Origin of the sequence: Mycobacterium paraseoulense, from assembly GCF_010731655.1 — a bacterium.
Classification (GTDB): domain Bacteria; phylum Actinomycetota; class Actinomycetes; order Mycobacteriales; family Mycobacteriaceae; genus Mycobacterium; species Mycobacterium paraseoulense.
On the sequence record NZ_AP022619.1, the window covers coordinates 4554210 to 4568964 of the forward strand.

Below are 14755 nucleotides of genomic sequence, written 5' to 3' on the forward strand. Positions count from 1 at the left end.
AAAGCGGACCGGCATCAGGGCCAGGTCAAAACAACCACACGCGGTGCTCTACCCCCCGCCGGCAAGCGCAACCGATTTCGGAAATCGCGGGGCGACTTGCGTCGCCGGCGCGAATCCGGGTAACCCGCCCAGTGTGGGCGCAGTCGATGGTCCCCACCGACGGGAGGGTGAATGTCCGGGAGCAGCCGGAAGACCGTGCTGATTACCTTTGGGCGGTCGTTCCTGGCGCTGCACCTGGCCCGCCTGCTGGGTGCGGCCGGGCACGACGTGCTGATCTCGGACTCGGTGCCGTTGCCGATCACCAGGTTCTCCTCCTCGGCCACGAAGACGTTTCGCACACCGCGGCCGCGGTATGAACCGGTCGAGTGGACGCGGGCCGTCGCGCGCATCGCCACCGAGCAGGGCGTGGACATGGTCGTGCCGGTCCATGAGGGGACCGAAATCCTGGCGAACACGATCAAGCGACACCCCGACCTGTTCCCCGACGGCTGCAAGTTGTTTTTCTCCGATTTCGATCTCGAGGCCCGGCTGGAGAACAAGTACGAGTTCCAGGCCGCGCTGAGCAGGCGCGGCCTGCCCACCCTCGACTTCGCGCTGGTCCGCAATCAACAGGAGCTGGAGACGCTGGATTTCGACCAGCCCTTTGCGCTCAAGCCCGTCTACTCGCGTGGCTCGCAGGACGTCCACAAGGTGCGGCCGGGGGAGCTCCCGCGCGGCCTGAGCTTCACAGCCGAAAACCCCTGGATCGCCCAGGAGTGGGCCAGCGGGACGAACTATTGCTCGTACTCGGTCTGCCACAACGGTCAGGTCAAAGCGCACGCCGTCTACCCGGTGAGCTACGCGATCGACGGCACGTCATGTCTGACCTTCGAGTCGATCCGGCACGACGGCATCACCGCTTGGGTGCGTGACTGCGTCAAGGCGTTCAATTTCACCGGGCAGATCGGACTGGATTTCATCGAGGTGCCCGGCCGTGGGCTCTTCAGCGTCGAATGTAATCCCCGGTCCACCAGCGGAATTCTGTTGTTCGATCCGGCAACCGGGGTCGACAGGGCATTTTTCGGGGTGAACGATGAGGTCATCACGCCCGAGCCGGGTGCGCGCAAGATGCTGGGCCCGGGAATGCTGATGTACGGGTGGCGCAAATCGTCGTTGGACGGCAACACCTTCCGCGGATTCCTGCGCGATTACCGGCGCACCGACGGGGTCATCTTCTCGCGCCGGGACCCGCTGCCGAGCCTGGCGCTGCCCCTCGCGATGGGAAACATTCTCGCCGAGGCCGCCCGCTATCGGGTCAACATTCCCGAGGCCTTCATGCACGATCACGAGTGGGACGGCAGCCCGCTGCCGGCCTGAAACACCGTCGGTGCGCTCAACTCCCGCGGTGGGCGCGGCAGAACCGGGTGATCGTGGCGGTGCTGTCGCCGGGGCCGGTGAAGATGCCGCCGTGGCCCGCGCCGTCGATGCGGACGAACTCGGCGGTGGGGATCAGTTGTGCGGTCGCCTCGCAGAGGGCCGGCGGAAAGAACAGGTCGTGTTCGAACGCGAGGACCAGCGTGGGCACGTCGATCGCGCGCAGATGTTCGGGGGTGGGCTCCCCGGCCGCGATCCACTGCTGCGACGCCGTCAGCTGCCCCTTGAACCCGTCGGGTCCGGCCCACCCGCTGTCGTAACCGGCCGACAGCAGTTGGTGCCAGCCCCGCACCGTCGCCGGATCTTGCAGCATCGGCGAGTGCAGGGTGGTCAGCAATTGCTCGAAGACCAATACCTCGCGCGGCACCTCGCCGTAGCGCTCGATCAGGCCGAGTTCCATCTCCCCGACCAGCGCACTCACCGGCGAGGGCTGCAGTCCGGCGAATAAGACCAGCGCGCGCACCAACTCCGGCCGGTTGCGCAGCAGCGTCTGCGCCGTGTAGCAGCCCATCGAGTAGCCGATGACCGTGGCCGGTCCGCTCCGGAAATGGTCCAGGATGGCGGCCGCGTCGCCGGCCAGGTCGGTCACCGAGTACGGGGCGGGCGGCGCCGAGGAGGGTGACATTCCACGCGCGTTGTACGCGATGACCTGGAATCCGGAATCGACCAAGGACCGGGGAAGTCCGGAGACGTCCCACGTGATGCTCGGCATGCCGAGGCCGCCGATCAGGAGAACGGGCGGGCCGTCACCGGATCGGCGCACCGCCAGTTCGACGCCCGGCTCCGCGGTGACGAACTCGAAGCCGTCGTTCGGCGTTGCGTCCGGGGCGTCGTTCATTGATTCCAACTGTAACAACGGGCACGGTGCGAGCAGCTCGCCACCGCATTGCACAGACATGTTGTCGCCCAAGCGCTTTTCGCCGGTGGTGGCGGCGTGCGCATCGCCAAGGGCGGGGCCGCAGCTAGGGGATGGGCGGGATGGTCGGGATCCCAGGGATGCGGGGTATGCGCGGAATCTGCGGTACCTGAACCGATGTCGGCGGATTGTCCGTAGCCGACGGTGGTGGCGGTGCCGGTGGCGACGTCGTGGCTGTTGCGGTGGTGCTCGGCGGCGGCGGTTCGGTGGTCGTCGGCGGCGGTTCGGTGGTGCTCGGTGGCGGTTCGGTGGTGGTCGGCGCGGGTACGGTGCTCGTCGACTGCGGAACCGGTGCGGCCGTGCTGGTCTGCACGGGGGCCTGCTGCGCCGGGGCCGGGTTTGTCTGCGCCGGGGAAGGCGGCGGTGACGGTCGCGGCGTGGTGCTGACGCCGGGTGTCGACGTAGCCGGTGTGCCGGTGGAACCGTGACTCAAAGCCAGCATGATCACTGCACTAAGGGCCAGCACCGCTGCGGCCGCACCGAGAACCAGCACCAATGGCCGCCGATACCAGGCGATGTCGGCGGGTTGGGCCGTGTCGGGGACGGGTTGTTGCTCGAACCGCAGATCGGGCCGGGCGTAACCGGTCTCGTCGCCGAACTGAAACGGCGGAGCCGCGGACGGACCTGGGACATCATCGTCGGCCCTGTCCGGAGGTTGGTCGGCGGCCAGCGATAGCCCCCCCGATTCGTCCCCGGCCTCCGACCACGCCAGTGCGGGCATGGCGGTTGACACCGGCGCTATGTCCTGCAGAGTCGGTTCCGCAAGCGGTGCTGGCGCCGCCACGCGTGCCGCGGCGGCCAATTTCGTTGCGCTGTCGTCGGCCGGCCCGCGCGCGGCCTGCAGCGCCGCGCCGGTGGCCGCTGCCAGGTGCGGCCGTGGTGACGTGATGACCGGCGCGCGAAAGCGCTCGGACAGCCTCGTGGTGATCTCCGGGATCGCCGCTCCACCGCCCACGGAGGCGATGGCAACCAGGTCGGTCGCACGAATTCCGTTGCGCGCCAGTGTGTCTTGTAGGACATGGACGAACTGGTCCAGTGGCTGATCGATCGCTTCGTTGAGTTCGATTCTGGTGAGCCGGATATCCCCGCGGAAGCCCGGCAGATCGGCGGGCAGTGTGGTCGCCGTACTGGCCGAAAGCCGCTGCTTGGCCGCCCGGCATTCGGCCCGCAGCCGGGTCAGCGATCCGATCGCCGACGTGGCCGAGACATCGATGGAACCGGCGGACGACAGCTCCGCCACGACGTGGGCCAGCAGAGCTTGGTCGATCAGCTCTCCGGAGAAATCGGTGTGGCGCACCGTGGCACCGATGGGCTGGTAGCCGTTGGCGGCATCGACGAGGGTGACGTTGGTTCCACCGGCGCCGAAGTCGCACACCGCGACGATCCCGCGGATGGGCAGACCCGGGTTGGTCTGCAGGGCGGTCAGCGCGCCCACGGCGTCCGAGACCAGCGACACGCATTCCGAACCGCCCGACCATTCGGGCACCCGGCACAGCCCCGTGCGCAACGCCTCCACCGCGGCGGGGCGCCAGTGCGCGGGATAGGCCACGGCCGTCGCCTCCGGCAGCGGGCGCCCGGCGGTCGCGGCGTAGGCGAGGGCACGCAACGCGTCCGCCAGCAACGCCTCGCCGCGATGCGTGGAGCCGTCGGCGGCCACGATCCCGACCGGGTCTCCCACCCGGTCGACGAAGTCGGTGACCACCAAGCCGGGCTCGTCGAGGTGGGGGTTCTCGGAGGGAACGCCAACCTCGGGCGGGCGACGTTGGTAGAGCGTCAGCACCGACGCGCGTGTCACCGCCCGATCGGCCGTTATGGCTGCCAGGTTGGCGGTCCCGGCTGACAGCCCCAGCGCCCGTCTTGATTCCGTTGACATATCGTCCAATTCAGGTGTCCGCCGGCGTGCGTATGCGCGGCCACGACAATATATCGGCAGCCAACGAATGGCAGGCCAGCGCTGTCCCCCGATTCACACACCTCATTCGCGGGCTCCGGGGCCGGGGCATCAACGCGGCCGGACCCCGCTATCGCGCGCGGCGAAAGCCGCCACCATCGCTTCGGCGCTGCGCACCGCCGCGCGGCACGCCCTAGTGGTGAACGGGTCGTTGAGCGGGTGCTCGGCGCGGCGGCGCCAGCGTTGTGCGGCGGCGAACGCGGCGCGCGGTGCGTCCTGGTAGTCCTCGGGGGACAACCCCAGCCGGCTGGCCGCGTCGGTGCCCGAACCGCCGATGATGCGCCGCAGCGAGGCAAGCTCTTCGTCGTGGAACGCCGTCGAGCGCGAATGCAGCTGGCTGAGCAGCCGCAGCTCCTCGAAGGCGTGGGTGTCGGCCAGCAACGGGTCGATGTCGGCGAGGATGTGCGGCGTGCCGGCGATCGGGTACGCCTGCACGAACCCGCGCAACGACACCAGCGCGGTGTGCGCCTTGAGCATGTCGGAGCGCTGCGCGAACTGTTGATCGATGACAGTGCGCAAAGCGACCAGCCCGCTGCGTTCCAGCAGTTCATCGGCGAGCCCCGCCGCATCGGTGACGCCGGCCTTGAGCACGGCGATCGAGATCCGGATGCCGAACATGCCGAACCGCTCGAGCAGCCGGCTACGCGTGTCGGCGTCCACCGGCAACGGACTGTCGGGACGGACGAAGCGGTCCGCGCTGAGCATGGCCTTGTGCAATTCGGCGGCATCGACAGCGGCGAGTTTCTGCAGGGCGCCGAACTCCGACTGGCGCAGCGTGCGGGCGGTCAGCGCCAACAGCCCCGACACCGGCACCACCGCCTGGCAGACGCCGGTCTGGCTCAGCTCGCGGGTGAATCTCTTGGCGACGTCTTCGGCCGAGAGCATGGCGTCGATCCGCCCGGCGCCGATCTCGTCGGCCCGCGACGCCACGCCGATGATGCCCAGCGCCCCCGCCGCCCCGCCGACCAGGTCACCGATCTGTTTGAGGAGCGCGATGTCGGCGGCGTTGAGGGTGCGCAGCAAGAACACCACCGCGTCCACCCGCGGCATTCCGTCCTCGGGCACCAGCAGCCGGTGCGTGCGCGCGGAGACGTCACGTGCCAGCGACGAGGTTCCCGGCGTGTCGATGATCGTGGTGGCGATCAGCTCGTCGGCGGGCCATTGCACGTCGAGGTCAACGACGTCGTTCGGGTTCAGCCTGCTCAGGTCGAAGCCGAGTCCGCCGTCGCGCATGATCGGCACATGAGAACGACGACCCCCACGATGGTTGGCGATGACCTTCGGTGTGGGCCCGTGCCGAAACCAGGTGACGATTCGGGTGGCCTCGGTGGCGTCGGTGGGCGCGACGGTTTCCCCGACCAGCGCGTTGACCAGGGTGGACTTGCCGGCCTTCAGGGTGCCGGCCAGCGCGATGCGCATCGGTTCGTTGAGCCGGGCGGCGATGCGCTGCAATTCGTGGAAGACGTCGGGCCGCTCGCGGTAGGCCGGCTCCGCCTGGTAGGCGCGAAGGGTTCCGCCCAGGATGGCGCGGACCTGCTCGCTGGTGCTCACACCCGTGTCACCGCGGGCGCGAGCTTGTCGACGTTGTCGGTGACCTGGGTCAGGATGTTCAACTGCCGCTCCAGCTCCCGGATTCGGTTGTCACGCTCAGTTTCCTCTAACCGCGCGGCGGCGATGGTCGCCTGCAGCGATTCGTTGAGCGAGCGGGTGGCCTGGTTGGCGATGCCGCGGTAATGGTCGCGCAGCTGACGTTGGATCGTCTTGAGCCGGTCACGTGACTCCTTGCCGACCACGAAGGAGACATCGTCGATGAAACGCCGCAGGTTGGTTTTGGCCTCGTTGCGCGCCCGCAGCAGCCGGTTCTCCTTGTCCTCCTTGTACGCCATGCGGCCCATCACCAACCCGGCTCCCACCGACAGCGGGTTGAACAGGCCCAGCCCGGCGACCGAGGAGAGCATGCCGACCATCACCATGCCGCCGTAGGAGCCGCGCATACCCGTCACCATCTTGTGGCCTTTGCCCATGGGCTTGGCCTCCAGCCTGGCCAGGGACTTGAGCTGACCGAACTCCGCACCCATGGCGTGCGCGCTGAGCTCGGGCATGGCGACCGCACCCAGCCCCGCCTCGACGAACACGCGGGCCACTTCCTGGGCGAGGGCCTTGGCGCGCTGGTAGGCCCAGACGAAATTGTCGCCGACGGCCGTGGCGACGGAATTCTCCACGTCCACCCCGATCTCGGCCCAGTGCCGCGTGGGGTCGCACGAGTCGATCACCCGCTCGGCGTCCTCGGTGATGGCCCGGAAGCGAGCCCGCAGATCATGGTCCACGTCGCCGGTCAGGTCGGCGATTCCGTCGTTGAGCAGCTGTTGCCACAACGCTGTCTGCTGGAGCGCGTCCTCGGCCTCGCGTTTGCGTTGTTCCAAATCCTCGGTGAGCCGCCCACCGACGTCCGCGTCGCCGAGAGCGGCCAGCTCAGAGCGCACGGTAAGCGTCAAATGCTCTGCCGCAGAACGAATTTCGTCCAGTACCTGGTCTCGGACCTGGTCGTTGCGGCGGGACAGCACGTCCTCGCTGAGGAACTTGACTATCGCCGGGAAGTTGGACTCCTCATTGAGTTCCTTGTCGTTGAGCGTGATGGCGTGGCTGCGCAACAGCGACGAAACCGGAAGCACCGGCATCGGTACCCGGGCCCGCTGCAGGTGTCGGATGTTGGCGTTGACGATCTCACGCCAATGCGGATATAGATCGGTCTTGGTGGCCAGCAGCACCCCGACCGGACAGATTTGGTGGGCCTGTTGCACGAACCGCATTTCCGGCTCGGTCAACTCCTGGCTCGCGTCGCTGACCATCAGGATCGCGTCGGCGTCGGGCAACAACCCCAGTGTGGCCGACAGGTGCGGCTGACCGTGACCGCCCACACCGGGCGTGTCGATGAAGGTGAGCCCTCCCTGCAGCATCGGGCTGGGCGCGCTGACCTCCACCTGGAGCACGTCGCGGCCGGCGGCCTGCGGAGCCTGACGCAGGTCCGTCTGCAGATCGGAGATCGAGACGTCAGCGGTTTCCGCTAGGCCGTTCGGGCCCGGCGCCAGGACGATTCGCGCCGACGGCGGGTCGCCATAGGCGACGACGGTGATCAGCACCGTGGCCTCGTCGTCCCCGACTCGCGCGACGGGCATGTTGAGCAGCGAGTTGAGCAACTGGCTCTTGCCCTGCTTGAGCTGACCGGCGATCACCACCCGGGTGTGGGGGTCGGTGATGCGTTCGCGGGCCCATGCGAGCCGCTGGCTCAGGTCGCCGCGGCCGTTGAGGTCGGCGATCGTGCTGGTGTGATCGATCAGTTCGACGATCACGTTGACCCGGCGCGGGTCGTCGGGCTGAGTCACCGGGCCGCCCTACTTTCTGCGTTGAACTCCGAAACACCGTATGCCCACCAACCGGCGGGAACCGAGAGGTCCCCGCCGGTTCGCGGCACTGCCTTCTGATCAGAACCCAGTGTGCGGGTCCACCGGGTTGTGCGTCATCGGGTCGCTGTGGGCCGGCGGGTGCGATGCCGCCGGGTCGTAGCTGTTGTGGTCGAACACCGAGTGACTCGAGGCGTCGGTGGCCGAGTGGCCCGAAGCATCGAACGCCGTGTGGTCGGACGGGTCGGCGACCGCGGCCGCCGACGGGCCCTGCAGGGCAGAGTGTGCGTCAACCGCGGCCGAGCTGTGGCTGGCGGCCGCCGCGCTCGGATCGGCGTGAGCGGGTTCGCCCGGACTCGGACTGTGGATGACGGAGCCGCTGTCGTGTATGACGCTGCTTTGGCCCGCGGAGACATTCGCACCGTGGCTGGTGCCCACGCCGGTGCCGCTGACGTCGGCGCCGCCGCCGACGTTGGTGTTGCCGCCGAACGCAGCGCCCTCGTGGCTGAGAATGTTGCCCTGCGCGTTACCGCCGGCGCCAACCGTTGCGCCACCACCGGCACCGACGTGATTTGACGCACCAGTTTCGGCGAATGGATCCGTCGGCTGAGCGCTGGCGTGGCCACCCAGCGCGGCGCCTTCGCTATTGAGGATGCTGCCGTGCGCACCGCCACCGGATGCGATCGCTGCGCCGCCACCGGCACCAGCATGGCCACCCGCGGCGATCTCGCTTTGGGCACCGGTCAGCTGGGCGCCACCGCCGAGTGCGGCGCTTTCATTGCCCAGGAAGCTGGCGTGACCCCCGGCGGTGGCCGCCAGCGCTGCGTTTCCGGCGGCGCTCGCTTGAGCGCCCAGACCGACATTGCCCAACGAGCTGGCTGCCGCTTGAGCGCTGGCAGCACCGCCCACGGCGGTTGTGCCGCCGACACCGCCAACAGCGGGTCCGCCACCCGAGCCGAACGCGCCTCCGCTGCTGCCGAGCGTCGCGCCACCGGCTGCGCCGACTTGGCCGCCTACACCGACGCCACCGGACGAGCTGCCGATTTGAGCTCCCCCGGCGCCCAGGCCGCCGGCCTGGCCGCCGAAGCCGCCGCCCGCTTGGCCGCCGGCCTGGCCGCCGAAGCCGCCGCCAGCCTGGCCGCTGAAGCCGCCGCCCGCTTGGCCGCCGGCCTGGCTGCCGAAGCCGCCGCCCGCCTGGCCGCTGAAGCCGCCGCCCGCTTGGCCGCCGGCCTGACCGCCGAAGCCGCCGCCAGCCTGGCCGCTGAAGCCCCCGCCAACGCGGCCACCGGAGTCACCCTCAGCGCCTGCCTGACCCCCAGCTCCGACCTGACCGCGAGATCCAGCCTGGCCGCCAGCTCCACCCTGCCCGCCAAAGCCGGCGGCGACACGCCCACCTGCTTCGCCGCGACTACCAGCAGCGACCTGGCCGCCGGCCCCTAGGCCGCCAGCGGCGTGGCCATCGACGCGACCCTGCCATCCGGCGTCACCACCGGCTTGGCCGCCGGCTTGGCCGCCGAAGCCACCGCCGATACCAACGCCGGCGTCGCCTTGCCATCCGGCGTCACCACCGACACCGAAACCGCCACCGGCTTCGCCGCCAGCCTGGCCGCCAAAGCCGCCACCGAGGCCAGCGCCGGCGTCGCCGCCGAAACCGCCACCGGCTTGGCCGTCAAAGCCGCCGCCGATACCAACGCCGGCGTCGCCTTGCCATCCGGCGTCTCCGCCGACACCGAAACCGCCACCGGCTTCGCCGCCAGCCTGGCCGCCGAAGCCGCCACCGAGGCCAGCGCCGGCGTCGCCGCCGAAACCGCCACCGGCTTGGCCGTCAAAGCCGCCGCCGATACCAACGCCGGCGTCTCCGCCGACACCGAAACCGCCACCGGCTTCGCCGCCAGCCTGGCCGCCAAAGCCGCCACCGAGGCCACCGCCGGCGTCGCCACCAAAGCCGCCACCAAAGCCGCCACCAAAGCCGCCACCGAGGCCAGCGCCGGCGTCGCCGCCGATTTGGCCGCCGAAGCCGCCACCGATACCAACGCTGGCGTCTCCGCCGACACCGAAACCGCCACCCGCTTCGCCGCCAGCCTGGCCGCCAAAGCCGCCACCGAGGCCAGCGCCGGCGTCACCCCCGGCACCAAAACCGCCACCGGCTTCGCCGCCAGCCTGGCCGCCAAAGCCGCCACCGAGGCCAGCGCCGGCGTCGCCGCCGAAACCGCCACCGGCTTGGCCGTCAAAGCCGCCGCCGATACCAACGCCGGCGTCTCCGCCGACACCGAAACCGCCACCGGCTTCGCCGCCAGCCTGGCCGCCAAAGCCGCCACCGAGGCCACCGCCGGCGTCGCCACCAAAGCCGCCACCGAGGCCACCGCCGGCGTCGCCACCAAAGCCGCCACCGATTCCAGCACCGGCTTCGCCGCCGATTTGGCCGCCGAAGCCGCCGCCGATACCAACGCCGGCGTCTCCGCCGACACCGAAACCGCCACCGGCTTCGCCGCCAGCCTGGCCGCCGAAGCCGCCACCGAGGCCACCGCCGGCGTCGCCACCAAAACCGCCACCGATTCCAGCACCGGCTTCGCCGCCGATTTGGCCGCCGAAGCCGCCGCCGATACCAACGCCGGCGTCTCCGCCGACACCGAAACCGCCACCGGCTTCGCCGCCAGCCTGGCCACCGAAGCCGCCACCGAGGCCAGCACCGGCGTCGCCACCAAAGCCGCCACCGATTCCAGCACCGGCTTCGCCGCCGATTTGGCCGCCGAAGCCGCCACCGATACCAACGCCGGCGTCTCCGCCGATACCGAAACCGCCACCGGCTTCGCCGCCAGCCTGGCCGCCAAAGCCGCCACCAAGACCCGCGCCCGCTTCGCCACCGAGGCCAAAGCCGGCACCGGCCTGGCCGCCGACGCCGCCTTGCCAACCGAGGTCACCACCGGCAGCACCACCAACACCAAAGCCGCCGCCGGTTTCACCGCCAAGACCGCCGCCGACGCCATAGCCAACCTGAGCGCCCAGGCCGACCGCATCGGACAACTCGGCGCCGACGCCCAAGCCAGCGCCCAAGCCAGCGCCCACGTCGGTGCCCAGCCCGGCAGCGGCCTCACCGCCAGCCGCCGCAGAAACATTTGAGGCCGCCGCGAGACCGAACTGACTCGACACCGCTTGCTGCAGACCAGCGATGGGGTCGCCGCTACCCAGTTCGAGTCCCGGCACCGCGCTGGCCGCCACGGAGGAGACTTGGGCGGGGGACACGTCAGCAAACCCGGCCTCATTCAGCGCCTGCTGGGGAGAAGCAGCGAAAGCCCTGGCCGCGTCTTCGCTGCGGAACAGGTTAAGGATGTAGTCGATCAGAGAGCTCACGTCAGTGCCTTTCGATTGTGGCTCGTTTGAGCCGTTGCCGGTGCTACGCCGACGTTCCGACACTCAAGTTAGGTGCTTCTTTTCAGGCCGGTAACGGGGCCGAATCCCCCAGTGGTTTGCGCCCTTGGCGGGATCACTAAGCCCATGCCATTAGGGGATTAGGGGATGGTTAGGGACAAGTTGAGCTTGGTCGGATAACCCCCCGTCGACGACATTTGCCCACTTCAGGACCATAACGGCCGGCGATTGCGGTCGTCGCCCAGGTCGATAACGAATCGAAATCACCCGAAGTGTGGGTCGAATCCGTGATGCTCATTCTCGACGGGGTGGCTGTCGGCCGCGGAGTGATCCCATCCTCCCGGGCCGTCCATCCCGAATCCGCCGTCGTGGACTGGCTGATCAGGCATTTCGTCGGGCGCAGCGATCGTCGCCGATGGATCATGCAGCTCGAGTGGCTCAGGATTGGCATCTGTCCAAGCCCCCGGGGCCTCGCCGCCGCCGCCGACCGGCGGGTGATCGATGACGTGGCCGGTCAGGCCGTGCCCATCGGTTTCCCCCGAATCTTGGACCGGCGCGTGCATCGGGAACGCGTCGAACGCGGCCGTGGCCGCCCCGCTCGCCCACACATTGCCGTGCTCGGTGGTGCCGCCGGTACCGCCCGGAGTGGACATCGACAGCGAATCCGACACCATCGGGATCAAATGATTCACATCGGCGCTGGTGACACCGGTCAGGTGAGCGTCGGCGATCGCTTGTGCGGGATCTGCCGCGTAGCGCGCGGCGGCTTGCGGGTCGCGCACAAGTGACATCACAAAGTCAAGCAATGCATTTGCCATGACACGCCTCCAGCGTGCGCTCCGTCATCATCAGCGCCTACCCGCAGCCAAATACCAGCCGTTTCCCGGAATGCTATCGGCCGACGGCGCCGCCGTGATCGGTGTGCGCCCACCCTGCCCGGGCGCCGCGTTAGGGGATACCCCCGTTAGGGGATCACGGTGCCTACGGGGATTATGATGACCGGCACGTCGGGGGAGCGCTAGGGTAGGCAACGGCCGCCGATGCCAGTCACCGGAATCGACACAGGGACGTGCACTATGGGCAAGTCGCTCGGGTTGGGGGCCGGGTCGCGAGCCCGCTGGCCGGCCGTCCATGGCTCGGCGGGCGTTGGCGACCGGCCACCCGAGAACCGCCTGTTCGACACGGCCACGGGTGCCAGGGTGCGCACCGATCACCGATCGTCCGCACGCACCACGCCCGGTTAGCCCCACCGTGGCCAGTCCGGACATTACGGCTTCCGCCGAGGTCCTCCCCCCCGACGCGCGTCGCATCATCAACGCGCTGGCGGACGGCGCGCAGACCCCGGTCAAGGTTCTGGTCAGCGGGGGAATCGGTACGGGAAAGACCACCGTCCTCGCCGCCGTTCGGGATGCCTTGCGCGGTGCCGGGATAACGGTGCTGACGCGGTCTCCGCGCGACGGGGACCGACCCGACGCGGCGGTTGTCATCGATGACGCGCAACTGTTGCCCGACGCCGAGCTGCTGGCGCTCGTCGAGCGCATCGCTGATCCCGCCGCGACGGTCGTGGTGGCCGCCGAACCGTGCGAGCAACACACCACGCTGCGGACGCTGGCCACGGCCCTCGAGCGGGAGCGGCCCCGCCTTTCGTTGGGCCCGCGGCCGGTCGCCGACCACTTCCTGGACAGCACGGCGGGGCTGCCGTTCTTGCTGCGGGCAGTGACCGAGGCCGCGCAGGACCCGATGCAGGCGGCCAAGTTTGCATTGATGGACCGGTTGCGCCGCCTCGACGAGCCGACGCTGGACACGCTGCTCATCACGTCGTTGAACCCCGGTTTGGGCACCGCCGATGTCGCTGCGGCACTGGACATCCCGGCGACGCAGGCGCTGCTGCTTGTCGACCGGGCGCGCGCAAGCGGGCTAATCGAGCCATCGCACAGCCCGGGCTTCCTGCAATCGGTGCACGACGCCGTTGCCCAGCTCGTCGGCAACGCGCATCACCACCAGGTCGAGGCCGCACTGTTGCGTTCCCAGCTCGCCATGTCGACGTTGTCATCAGACCTCGCGCTGCGTCTCGCCGAACACGGACTGCGAGACCCCGATCTGGCGAGCATCCTGCGCCGTGAGGCGACGCGGGCTCGCGGCCGGTCGGGCCGAGCCGCCCGGCTGTACCGCGCGGCGGTCGACGCCGGCGCCGAAGGGTTGTCGTGCCGGCTGGCCGACGCGCTGGCCCTGACCGGAGACTGCGCGGGCGCGGCGGCCCTGGCCGACGACTTGCTCGGTTCGGCGGACCTTGCCGAACGTGCCGCCGCGGTGCGGGTTGCGGCCAGCGCCGCCGCCCACGACGGCAATGCGGGGCAGGCGGCGGAGTTGTTCGGCTGGCTGGGACCCTATCCGGACGCGGTGGTCAGCGCCGCAGGCGCGATCACACTGGCCGCGACGGGAGACCTCACGGCGGCGCACGCGGCGCTGCAGGTCCCGGGACAGGGGCCGCCGACGGCCGCCGCACGCGCCGCGCGCGGCCTCGCCGAAGGCCTGCTGAGGAGTATGAAAGAGCCGTACCCGGTGGCGGTGGCGAAGCTCGGCCAGGCGATCGCCGTGGGCGGGTCGATGGCTGAAGTGATCCCCGATAGCCCGGCCGCATTGGTCACGCTGGCCGCGTTGCACGGCGGCGATCCGGTGCGGGCGCGCAGCATCATCGGTCGCGCTGCCGTCCGCGCCGACGGCGACGGGTTCTTCGGGCGTCGGCACCTGCTGCTGCTCGGCTGGACGAAGATGCGCGACGGCCAGCTCGCGTCGGCCGGCGCCGACGCCGACGCCGCCTGCTCGGGTGCGGCCACCGACCTGCATCGGCGCGACGCATTATGGGCGGCGACGCTGCGTACCGCGATCGCGCGTCGCAGCGGCGACACCGGCGCGCTGCACAAGCATTGGTATGCGGCGATGGAGGTGCTCGCCGAGTACTCCATCGACTTGTTCACCCTGCTGCCCTTGGGTGAATTATGGGTCGCCGCGGCAAGGATGCGCCAGGTGGCCCGGCTGCGCCACCACCTTGATCTGGCGTTCGGTTTGTTGGACTCGCTGGGCAACCCGGTCTTATGGTCGGTGCCACTGCACTGGGCGGGCGTGCACGCCGGAATCTTGACCGGTTCACCCGAATCCGTTGCCCCGCACGGGCAGGCCCTCACCGCGGCGGCATCCCAGAGTGTCTTCGCCCAGGCGCTGGCGAGCACCGGTCGCACCTGGCTGCGGGTGCTCGCCGGCGATGTCGACGCCGACGAGGTGACCATGGGCGCCCGCTCGCTGGCCCAATTCGGTTTGACCTGGGATGCGACGCGCCTTGCCGGTCAGGCCGCGCTGCAGACGCCGGATGGCCGGGTGTCGGGGGACATGTTGCAGCTCGCCCGTGACCTCAAGCTGGTCGCGGCGGTGGAGGAGACACCCGACGACGAGCCCGGGTCTGACGCTCCGAAAACGACCCGACAGGCGCCGTCGGCCTCGCCGTTGTCCGCGCGCGAACGCGAAGTCGCCGAGCTGCTCCTCTTGGGCTTGCCGTACCGCGACATTGGCCGTCAGCTGTTCATCTCGGCCAAGACCGTCGAACACCATGTGGCACGGATACGCCGCCGGCTCGGCGCCGGCTCGCGTTCCGAGATGTTGTCGATGCTGCGCGCAATATCGGCGTCCTAGCACCGGGCCCCGGGTACT

At 69.7% G+C, this 14755-nt stretch carries 10 protein-coding genes and 1 pseudogene; 4 read left to right on the forward strand and 7 right to left on the reverse strand.

Going from position 1 to position 14755, the window contains the following annotated elements:
- The first annotated feature begins 171 nt into the window (after nucleotides 1-171).
- Complete coding sequence (locus G6N51_RS21170; RefSeq protein WP_083176028.1) at nucleotides 172-1356, forward strand: ATP-grasp domain-containing protein; 1185 nt, start codon at nucleotides 172-174, stop codon at nucleotides 1354-1356.
- 16 nt (nucleotides 1357-1372) lie between these two features.
- Here G6N51_RS21170 and G6N51_RS21175 read toward each other — a convergent pair whose 3' ends face one another.
- The 5 genes from G6N51_RS21175 to G6N51_RS21195 all read right to left on the reverse strand — a co-directional run bounded on the left by G6N51_RS21175 (nucleotide 1373) and on the right by G6N51_RS21195 (nucleotide 8551).
- Nucleotides 1373-2251, reverse strand: a complete 879-nt coding sequence (locus G6N51_RS21175; RefSeq protein WP_083176030.1) for an alpha/beta fold hydrolase — start codon at nucleotides 2249-2251, stop codon at nucleotides 1373-1375.
- 124 nt (nucleotides 2252-2375) lie between these two features.
- Nucleotides 2376-4202, reverse strand: coding sequence for an Hsp70 family protein (locus tag G6N51_RS21180; RefSeq protein ID WP_083176033.1), 1827 nt, complete (start codon nucleotides 4200-4202; stop codon nucleotides 2376-2378).
- Between the two features lie 129 nt (nucleotides 4203-4331).
- Entirely contained in the window at nucleotides 4332-5831 is a 1500-nt protein-coding gene (locus G6N51_RS21185; RefSeq protein ID WP_083176035.1) for a dynamin-like GTPase family protein, read from the reverse strand.
- Nucleotides 5828-7663 (reverse strand): dynamin family protein, encoded by a 1836-nt coding sequence (locus G6N51_RS21190; RefSeq protein ID WP_083176037.1) that lies wholly within the window; start codon nucleotides 7661-7663, stop codon nucleotides 5828-5830. The genes G6N51_RS21185 and G6N51_RS21190 overlap by 4 nt, the downstream gene beginning before the upstream one ends.
- A 99-nt stretch (nucleotides 7664-7762) precedes the next feature.
- The gene (locus G6N51_RS21195) at nucleotides 7763-8551 is read right to left on the reverse strand and encodes a hypothetical protein (protein WP_083176039.1); all 789 of its coding nucleotides are present in this window, start codon (nucleotides 8549-8551) and stop codon (nucleotides 7763-7765) included.
- Nucleotides 8552-8566: 15 nt separating this feature from the next.
- Between G6N51_RS21195 and G6N51_RS21200 the strand changes: the two genes are divergently transcribed.
- Complete coding sequence (locus G6N51_RS21200) at nucleotides 8567-9121, forward strand: hypothetical protein (protein WP_142275255.1); 555 nt, start codon at nucleotides 8567-8569, stop codon at nucleotides 9119-9121.
- Nucleotides 9122-9133: 12 nt separating this feature from the next.
- On the forward strand, nucleotides 9134-10801 hold the full coding sequence (locus G6N51_RS21205) for a hypothetical protein (RefSeq protein WP_163750787.1): 1668 nt from the start codon (nucleotides 9134-9136) through the stop codon (nucleotides 10799-10801).
- A 90-nt stretch (nucleotides 10802-10891) separates the two neighbouring features.
- Here G6N51_RS21205 and G6N51_RS29710 read toward each other — a convergent pair.
- Nucleotides 10892-11095 (reverse strand): annotated as a pseudogene (locus G6N51_RS29710) (IniB N-terminal domain-containing protein); the annotation flags it as partial.
- Between the two features lie 218 nt (nucleotides 11096-11313).
- Complete coding sequence (locus G6N51_RS21210) at nucleotides 11314-11868, reverse strand: Rv0340 family IniB-related protein (RefSeq protein WP_083176763.1); 555 nt, start codon at nucleotides 11866-11868, stop codon at nucleotides 11314-11316.
- Between the two features lie 433 nt (nucleotides 11869-12301).
- Between G6N51_RS21210 and iniR the strand changes: the two genes are divergently transcribed.
- The gene (gene iniR, locus G6N51_RS21215) at nucleotides 12302-14737 is read left to right on the forward strand and encodes an isoniazid response ATPase/transcriptional regulator IniR (protein ID WP_232078446.1); all 2436 of its coding nucleotides are present in this window, start codon (nucleotides 12302-12304) and stop codon (nucleotides 14735-14737) included.
- Nucleotides 14738-14755: the final 18 nt, after the last annotated feature.